Origin of the sequence: Pseudonocardia pini (genome assembly GCF_013870575.1) — a bacterium.
Lineage (GTDB): Bacteria > Actinomycetota > Actinomycetes > Mycobacteriales > Pseudonocardiaceae > Pseudonocardia > Pseudonocardia pini.
In genome coordinates this window covers 1-8,935 of sequence record NZ_JACBXB010000160.1, presented here as the reverse complement: position 1 = coordinate 8,935, position 8,935 = coordinate 1, and the positions used below count along the sequence as shown (strand labels likewise).

The following is an 8,935-nucleotide window of genomic DNA, read 5'->3' as shown; positions in this document are numbered from 1 at the left end:
GAGGAGGTCCGGCACGCGGTGCTCTTCGCCCGCGCCGTCGGCGGCCCCACCGCACTGACCGTCCGGGACGCCCTGGACCTCGCCACGATCGGCGGTGCCCGGGTGCTCGGGCGGGAGGCCGAGATCGGTTCGATCGAGGTCGGCAAGCTCGCCGACCTGGCCCTCTGGGGGCTCTCCGGCCTCGGGCACGCGGACGTCGCCGATCCTGTTGCGGCACTGGTGCTCGGCTCGCCGCCGCCCCTGGACCTGCTGCTGGTCGACGGGAGGCCGGTCGTCGAGCACGACCGGATGGTCACCGTCGACACCGAGGCCGTGGCGCACGAGTGCGCCCGCGTCCACCGCACCCTGCTGGAGAAGGCGTCATGACCACCACCGAGACCTCTCTGAAGGGCCGGATCGGCGACTCCCCGCTCCGCCCGGACGGCACGCTCAAGGTCACCGGCGAGTTCGCCTACTCGTCCGACCTCTGGCACGACGACATGGTCTGGGGTGTCACGCTCCGCAGCCCGCACCCCAGCGCCCGGATCCGCTCGATCGACATCACCGAGGCGCTGCGCGTCCCCGGCGTCTCCGCGGTGCTCACCGCGGCGGACGTGCCGGGCGAGAACGCGGTCGGGCTGGAGCACCTCGACACCCCCGCCCTGGCCGACGGCGTGGTCCGCTACCAGGGCGAACCCGTCGCGCTGGTGGCGGCGGACCATCCCGAGACCGCTCGCCGCGCGGCCAAGCGGATCGCGGTGGACTACGAGGTGCTGACTCCCGTCACCGACCCGCGTCGCGCGCTGGAGCCGGACGCCCCGTGGGTGCACGCCTCGCACGACAACCTCGTACGGGACCTGAAGATCCGCCGCGGCGACCCGGCGCCCACGGCACCGGTCGTCGTCGCGCTGGACTTCGAGGTCGGGATGCAGGACCAGGCCTTCCTCGGCCCGGAGTCCGGCCTCGCGGTGCCCGACGGCGAGGGCGGCGTCGACCTGTTCGTCGCCACCCAGTGGCTGCACGTCGACCAGAGCCAGGTCTGCCGGGTGCTCGGGCTGCCGCCGGAGCAGGTGCGGCTGACCCTCGCCGGCGTCGGCGGCGCCTTCGGCGGCCGCGAGGACCTGTCGATGCACGTCCACGCCTGCCTGCTCGCCCTGCACACCGGCAAGCCGGTGAAGATGAGCTACGCCCGGGACGAGTCCTTCTTCGGCCACGTCCACCGCCACCCCGCCTGGCTGCGCTACGAGTTCGGCGCCCAGCCGGACGGCGAGCTGGTCTACGCCAAGGCGGACATCCTGTTCGACGGCGGCGCCTACGCCTCGTCGACCAGCGCGGTCGTCGGCAACGGCGGGACCCTGGGCCTGGGGCCGTACCGGATCCCGAGCGTCCACGTGGACGCCCGCGGGGTCTACACGAACAACCCGCCCTGCGGCGCGATGCGCGGCTTCGGTTGCGTGCAGGCCGCGTTCGCGCACGAGGCGCTGATGGACGAGCTGGCCGACCGCGTCGGAATGGACCGGGTGGAGATCCGGGCGCTCAACGGCATGGTCGAGGGCGACCACAACATCACCGGCCAGGTCATCGACTCCGCGGCACCCGTGGCGGAGCTGATCCGCACGGTGCGCGACCTGCCGCTGCCCGCCGACCCGGTGGGGGAGCGGGACATCCGCGAGCTGCCCGGCGGGGCGTCGAACACCACGCACGGCGAGGGCGTCGTGCGGGGGATCGGGTACGCGGTGACCTACAAGAACGTCGGGTTCTCCGAGGGCTTCGACGACTACTCCACCGCCCGCGTGCGCCTGGAGGCGGTCAACGGCGAGCCCGTCGCCACCGTGCAGACCGCCGCGGCCGAGGTGGGGCAGGGGCTGATCACCATCGAGCAGCAGATCTGCCGCACGGAGCTGGGTGTGGAGCAGGTCGTGGTGCACCCCAAGGACACGACCGTCGGCTCCGGCGGCTCGACGTCCGCCTCCCGCCAGACCTACGTGACCGGCGGCGCCGTGAAGGCGGCCTGCGAGGCGGTGCGGACCTCGGTCCTCCGTCGCGCCACCGCGATGCTCGGCATCCCCGAGCTCCGACTGGACGGGGAGAAGATCGTCGCCTCGGGCGGGGACGTCGTCTCGTCGCTCGTCGAGGTCCTGGCCGAACCCGTCGAGGAGACCGTGGAGTGGCACCACCGCCCCACGTTCCCGATCGACCCGGAGACCGGGCAGGGCACCGCGCACGTCCAGTACGCGTTCTCCGCGCACCGGGCCGTGGTCGACGTCGACACCGAGCTCGGACTGGTCAAGGTGGTCGCGCTGGACACCGCGCAGGACGTGGGTCGGGCGCTCAACCCCGACGCCGTCGTGGGGCAGATCCAGGGCGGCAGCGCGCAGGGCATGGGCCTGGCGCTGATGGAGGAGATCGTGGTGCAGGACGGGATCGTGCAGAACCCGTCCTTCACCGACTACCTCATCCCGACGATCCTGGACATGCCGCCGATGCAGGTGAAGGTGCTGGAGTACGCCGACCCGCACGCGCCCTACGGCGTCCGCGGGGTCGGCGAACCCCCCACGATCTCCTCCGGCCCCGCCGTCGCCGCCGCGATCCGCGCCGCCACCGGCAAGGCGCTGCGCCGCGTCCCGATCCGTCCCGAGCACATCACCTTCTGACCCTGTGAGTGGCGACCCCCCGGTGGGTGCGCCCACCCCCTGACCCGGAGGAGCTGCATCGATGCCGAGGATGTTCCTCAACGGCACTGCCATGTCCGACGGCGCGGACCATCACCTCGTCGGCGACGCGCCCCTCGTCGCCCGCACCACCACCGCGCCGCGGTACCGCTTCCACGCCGTCGACGACCGGTACCCCGCCCTCGAGGAGGGCGGTGGGTCCGCCGTCGAGGGCGAGGTCTACGAGATGTCGTACGCCCAGCTCCGCGAGGTGCTGCTGCCCGGCGAGCCGGACGGGCTGGAGCTCGGCGTGGTCGAGCTGGCCGACGGCTCCGGGGCGCTCGCCATGGTCCTGCGGCCCGGTCACCCGGCTCCGCACACCGACATCTCCGAGCTCGCGAGCTGGCGGGCGTACCGGGAGGGGCGATCGTGAGGACGGTCTTCCGCGCCCGCCGCGTCCTGCTCACCGCCGCCACCGCCGGTCGGGAGGGGTTCGCGACCGACCTTTGCACTGCCCGCGGCGATGCGGGTGGTCGCAGCCTGGGCGAACGCCCGGCGGCGGTGCTGGTCGAGGACGGCCGGATCGCCGAGATCCTGCCGTTCGACGCCCCGCTCGGCCCCCTGCTCGACGACCCGCTCGATGTCACTGAGATCGTCCTCGCCGACGACGAGGTGCTGATCCCCGGTCTGGTCGACACCCACGTCCACGTCAACGAGCCCGGCCGGACCGAGTGGGAGGGGTTCGCCTCCGCCACCCGGGCGGCCGCGGCCGGTGGCGTCACCACGATCGTCGACATGCCCCTGAACTCGCTGCCCCCGACGCTCGACGCCTCCTCGTTGGAGATCAAGCGCAAGGCGGCGGACGGACAGTGCAGTGTGGACGTCGGTTTCTGGGGCGGGGCGGTGCCCGGCAACGAGTCCGACCTGGCAGGCCTGCTCGCGGCGGGCGCGTTCGGTGCCAAGTGCTTCCTGCTGGACAGCGGGGTGCCGGAGTTCCCGCCGCTGCCCGATCCGCGGGGAGCCCTGCGCGCTCTCGGCGACGCGGTCCTGCTGGCCCACGCCGAGGACGCGAGGTTCGTCGGCTCGGCGGAAGGCCCGCGGTACACGGACTTCCTCGCCTCCCGGCCCCCCGCAGCGGAGGACTCGGCGATCGAAGCGCTGCTCCGCGCGGCGCAGGAGACCGGCGGTCGGGTGCACGTCGTGCACCTGTCCTCCGCGGCGGCGCTCCCGCTGCTCGCGCAGGCCCGCGCCGAGGGCGTCCGGGTCACCGTGGAGACCTGCCCGCACTACCTCGCGCTCACCGCGGAGGAGGTGCCCGACGGCGACACCCGCTTCAAGTGCTGCCCGCCGGTCCGCGAGGAGGCCAACCGCGACCTGCTCTGGCAGGGGCTAGCGGACGGCGTGATCGACATGATCGTCAGCGACCACTCGCCTGCGACCCCGGAGCTGAAGGGCACCGGGGACTTCGGTTCGGCGTGGGGCGGGATCGCGTCGCTGCAGATCGGGCTGCCGGTCGTGTGGACCGAGGCCCGCGGACGGGGCTGGTCGTTCGCCGCCGTCGTCGAGCGGATGGCGGTGGCACCGGCCGACCTGGTCGGCCTGCGGCACAAGGGCCGCATCGCGGTCGGTGCCGACGCCGACCTCGCCGTGGTCGCCCCCGACGAGGCCTTCACGGTGGGCGCGCTCGCCCACCGCCACCCGACCACCCCGTACGCCGGTCGCACCCTGCGCGGCGTCGTCCGCGGCACCTGGCTGCGCGGCGAGCGGGTCGATCCCGATCGGCCGCACGGTCGGCTGATCAGACGAGGAGACACGTGATGTACCCGGATCTCGCCCTGCGCACCGTCGGCGGTTCCGTGGTCTCGGCGACCGACGAGTCGTTCGCCGCCAAGGAGAACCTGATCGTCCCCGGACCGCCGGTGTTCGATCCGACGACCTTCGGGCACCGCGGCAAGGTCTACGACGGCTGGGAGACCCGCCGCAGGCGCACACCCGGTCACGACGAGGCGGTGGTCCGGCTCGGTGCGCCCGGGATCGTCCGGCGGATCGTGGTCGACACGACCTGGTTCACCGGCAACTACCCGCCCCAGGCCGCGGTCGACGGCCGGGCGGACGACGAGTGGTTCGAGCTCGTCCCGCTGTCGGACCTCAAGGGCGACAGCGAGAACGCCATCGACGTCCGGTGCGACCGCCGGGTCACCGAGGTCCGGCTGCGGATCGTGCCCGACGGCGGTGTCGCCCGGCTCCGGGTGTTCGGCGAGGCGCTGCCCGATCCCGCCCTGATCGCGGCGCTCGGCACGGTCGACCTCGCCGCCGTCGAGAACGGGGGGCACGTCCGTGACGTGTCGAACCGTTTCTACAGCGAACCGCAGAACCTGCTGCTACCTGGTCCGGCCCGGTCGATGGGCGAGGGCTGGGAGACCGCCCGCCGCCGCGACAGCGGGAACGACTGGGTCGAGATCGGACTCGGAGTCGAGTCCCGGATCGCCGTCGTCGAGCTGGACACGCGGTACTTCCTCCACAACGCCCCGGCGCGGGCGGTGCTGGGCACCGCAGGCCGAACGCTCGTGGACACCGACGTCGAGCCGGACACCGTCCACCGGATCGTGCTGCAGGATCCCGGGCCGGTCACCGACGTACGCCTCGACATCCACCCCGACGGCGGCCTCTCCCGAGTACGCCTCTGGGGCACCCCCACCGAGGCAGGACGCCAGGCCCTGCAGACGCGCTGGCACCAAGCCCACTGACCCGATCCGCGTCATCGAGCCACAACTGTCGTTCCCGTGCCTCCACACGACGGTTGTCGCTCCATGATGCGCTGGAGGAATCGTGTACACACACGCGCTCAACTGCTCGATCGCGTTCCCTGATCTGCCTGTGCTCGAGCGGGCTGGGGCTGCCGCCGCCGCCGGGTTCTCGGCGGTGGAGTTCTGGTGGCCCTTCGCCTCGGCCGCGCCCTCGGATCTCGAGGTGGGGCGGTTCGCCGCGTCCGTCGAGAGCGCCGGGGTCGAGCTCGTGGGGCTCAACCTCGCCGCCGGGGACATGCCCGCCGGGGACCGCGGGCTGGTGTCCTGGCCGGGCCGTGCGCAGGAGTTCCGGGACTCGGTCGCCGTGGCCGTCGGGCTGGGCGAACGCCTCGGTACCCGCATCTTCAACGCGTTGTACGGCAACCGGATCGACGGTGTGACCGGCCAGGACGACCTGGCCGACGAGAACCTGGCCCACGCCGCGAAGGAGGCGGGCCGCATCGGCGCCACCGTGGTGCTGGAGCCGCTCAGCGGCGCGGACCGCTACCCGCTGCGCACCGCCGCGGACGCGGTGGCCGTGCTGGACCGGGTCGGAGCGGAGCACCTCGGGCTGCTGTTCGACGTCTACCACCTCGCCGTCAACGGGGACGACCTCGACGCCGCGATCACCCGGTTCGCCGACCGGATCGCCCACGTCCAGCTCGCCGACGCCCCGGGCCGCCACGAGCCCGGCACCGGCGACATCGACTTCCCCCACGTGCTCGACGCGCTGGAGAAGGCCGGCTACACCGGCCGGATCGCGCTGGAGTACGTCCCCACCCGAAAGGTCATCGCATGAGAATCGCGTTCATCGGACTCGGCATCATGGGGGGTCCCATGGCGGGCCACCTCGTCGAGGCCGGGCACGACGTCGTGGGCCACAACCTGTCCCGGCTCGCCGTCGACGTCCTCGTCGAGCGCGGCGGGCGTGCCGCCACCGACACCGCCGACGCGGTCCGCGAGGCCGACGTCGTGATCACCATGGTCCCGGACAGCCCGGACGTCGAAGGGCTCGTGTTCGGGGAGGACGGCATCCTCGCCCACGCCAAGCCCGGCACCCTGCACATCGACTGCTCGACCATCCGCCCGGACGTCGCCCGCCGCATCGCCGAGGCCGAGCGCGAGCGCGGCATCCGCCCGGTCGACGCCCCGGTCAGCGGCGGGGAGCCCGCCGCGCTCGAGGCCGCACTGTCCATCATGGTCGGTGGTGCACCCGACGACGTCGAGGCGGCGCGGCCCCTGCTGGAGACGGTCGGGAACACCGTCGTCCACGTCGGTCCCGCCGGCTCGGGCCAGACCGTGAAGGCCGCCAACCAGCTCATGGTGGCGGGGAACATCCAGCTCCTCGCCGAGGCTCTCGTGTTCCTCGAGGCGCACGACGTGGACACCGAGTCCGCCCTCGCGGTGCTGCAAGGCGGCCTCGCGGGCAGCACCGTCCTGGCGCGCAAGGGCGCCACGATGCGCGCCCGGACCTTCGCCCCCGGGTTCCGGATCGACCTGCACCACAAGGACATGGGCATCGTGACGGCGGCGGCGCGGGAGGCGGGCGTCGCCATCCCGCTGGGAGCCCACGTGGCCCAGCTCGTGGGGTCGCTACGGGCGCAGGGACACGGCGGGCTGGACCACAGCGCGCTGCTGAAGCAGGTCGAGGAACTCTCGGGGAGGGCGACCACATGAAGATGCGCGCCGTCGACGCCGCCGTCGCCATCCTGAAGGCGGAGGGCGTCACGCACCTCTTCGGCCTGCCGGGTGCCGCGATCAACCCCTTCTACGACGCCGTCCGCCGCGACGGCACGCTGACCCACGTCCTCGCCCGACATGTCGAGGGCGCCTCGCACATGGCCGAGGGCTACACGCGGGCGAAGGCCGGGAACATCGGGGTCTGCGTCGGGACCTCCGGACCCGCGGGCACGGACATGATCACCGGGCTGTACTCGGCGATGGCGGACTCGATCCCGATCCTCGCGATCACCGGGCAGGCACCGGTCGCCCGGCTGCACAAGGAGGACTTCCAGGCGGTCGACATCGCCGCGATCGCCGCGCCCGTCACCAAGCTGGCGATGACGGTCCGCGAGCCCGCGCAGGTCCCCGGCGCGGTCGCGCAGGCCTTCCACCTGATGCGGTCCGGGCGACCGGGACCGGTGCTCCTCGACCTGCCGATCGACGTCCAGCAGGCCGAGATCGAGTTCGATCCGGAGACCTACTCACCCCTGCCGGTGCACCGACCCGAAGCCACGCGTGCCCAGGTGGACAAGGTGCTCGACCTCCTGGAGAGCGCGGAACGGCCGGTCATCGTTGCAGGCGGCGGGATCGTCAACGCCGATGCGGCGGCCGAGCTGGTCCGGTTCGCGGAGCTGCTGGACATCCCGGTGATCCCCACGCTGATGGGCTGGGGCACGATCCCGGACGACCACCCGCTGATGGCGGGCATGGCCGGGATCCAGACCGCGCACCGCTACGGGAACGCGACCCTGCTGGCGTCCGATCTGGTGCTGGGGATCGGGAACCGGTGGGCGAACCGGCACACGGGCGGGCTGGAGGTCTACCGGCGGGGGCGGCGGTTCGTGCACGTCGACATCGAGCCGACCCAGATCGGGCGGGTGTTCGCGCCGGACTACGGCGTGACCTCCGACGCCGGTGCCTTCCTGCGCACGGCGATCCGGGCGGCGGGCGAGCGCACTCCGAGGGACAGGGCGCAGTGGGTCCGGGAGTGCCTGGAGCGCAAGGGCTCCCTGCAGCGCCGCACCCACTTCGACGACATCCCGATCAAGCCCCACCGGGTCTACGAGGAGATGAACAAGGCCTTCGGCCCGGACACCCGCTACGTCAGCACGATCGGGCTGAGCCAGATCGCGGGCGCGCAGTTCTTGCACGTCCAACGGCCGCGGCACTGGATCAACTGTGGCCAGGCGGGACCGCTGGGCTGGACCGTGCCCGCGGCGCTGGGCGTGCGGGTCGCGGATCCGGAGGCCACCGTCGTGGCGCTGTCCGGGGACTACGACTTCCAGTTCATGATCGAGGAGCTGGCGGTCGGCGCGCAGTTCACGCTGCCCTACATCCACGTCGTCGTGAACAACTCCTACCTCGGGCTGATCCGGCAGGCGCAGCGCGGCTTCGACATGGACTACTGCGTGCAGCTCGGCTTCGACAACATCCACTCCCCGGAGCTGGACAAGTACGGGGTCGACCACGTCAAGGTCGCGGAGGGCCTGGGCTGCAACGCGATCCGCGTGACGGACCCGGCCGACCTGCCCGGTGCGTTCGTCCGCGCGCAGGAGCTCGTGCGGCTGCACCGGGTGCCGGTGGTCGTCGAGGTCGTACTGGAGCGCGTCACGAACATCTCCATGGGGCAGGAGCTCGACGCGGTCGTGGAGTTCGAGGAGCTCGCCACCACCCGCGAGCACGCCCCGACCGCGACGATCCCGCTCGCGTGAAGGTCGTCCTCGCGCCGGACAAGTTCAAGGGCACGCTCACCGCGGCCGAGGTCGCCGAGCACCTGGCGACCGGGCTGCGGGAAGC

General features: G+C 72.7%; 8 protein-coding genes. All 8 read left to right on the top strand.

What is annotated here, in order from left to right:
• Positions 1 to 366, top strand: a 366-nt coding sequence (locus tag H5J29_RS12025) for an amidohydrolase family protein (protein WP_181781018.1), incomplete at its 5' end; no start/stop codon positions are given.
• Positions 363 to 2,633, top strand: coding sequence for a xanthine dehydrogenase subunit D (gene pucD, locus H5J29_RS12020; protein WP_181781017.1), 2,271 nt, complete (start codon positions 363 to 365; stop codon positions 2,631 to 2,633). The genes H5J29_RS12025 and pucD, both read left to right, overlap by 4 nt.
• Before the next feature lie 61 nt (positions 2,634 to 2,694).
• Positions 2,695 to 3,063 carry an allophanate hydrolase-related protein gene (locus tag H5J29_RS12015; RefSeq protein ID WP_181781016.1) on the top strand — a complete coding sequence of 123 codons (369 nt, stop codon included), beginning with the start codon at positions 2,695 to 2,697 and terminating at the stop codon, positions 3,061 to 3,063.
• A 107-nt stretch (positions 3,064 to 3,170) separates the two neighbouring features.
• A complete protein-coding gene (allB, locus tag H5J29_RS12010; protein WP_181781021.1) occupies positions 3,171 to 4,448 on the top strand; it encodes an allantoinase AllB in 1,278 nt (425 codons plus the stop codon).
• Positions 4,448 to 5,377: an allantoicase gene (gene alc, locus H5J29_RS12005; protein WP_181781015.1), complete on the top strand. Its 930-nt coding sequence runs from the start codon at positions 4,448 to 4,450 to the stop codon at positions 5,375 to 5,377. The genes allB and alc overlap by 1 nt, the downstream gene beginning before the upstream one ends.
• An 82-nt stretch (positions 5,378 to 5,459) precedes the next feature.
• The gene (locus tag H5J29_RS12000; protein WP_376768520.1) at positions 5,460 to 6,215 is read left to right on the top strand and encodes a hydroxypyruvate isomerase family protein; all 756 of its coding nucleotides are present in this window, start codon (positions 5,460 to 5,462) and stop codon (positions 6,213 to 6,215) included.
• A complete protein-coding gene (locus H5J29_RS11995) occupies positions 6,212 to 7,093 on the top strand; it encodes a 2-hydroxy-3-oxopropionate reductase (RefSeq protein WP_181781014.1) in 882 nt (293 codons plus the stop codon). The genes H5J29_RS12000 and H5J29_RS11995 overlap by 4 nt, the downstream gene beginning before the upstream one ends.
• Positions 7,090 to 8,850 carry a glyoxylate carboligase gene (gcl, locus tag H5J29_RS11990; protein WP_246393773.1) on the top strand — a complete coding sequence of 587 codons (1,761 nt, stop codon included), beginning with the start codon at positions 7,090 to 7,092 and terminating at the stop codon, positions 8,848 to 8,850. Before H5J29_RS11995 ends, gcl begins: the two co-directional genes overlap by 4 nt.
• The last annotated feature ends 85 nt before the right edge of the window (positions 8,851 to 8,935 follow it).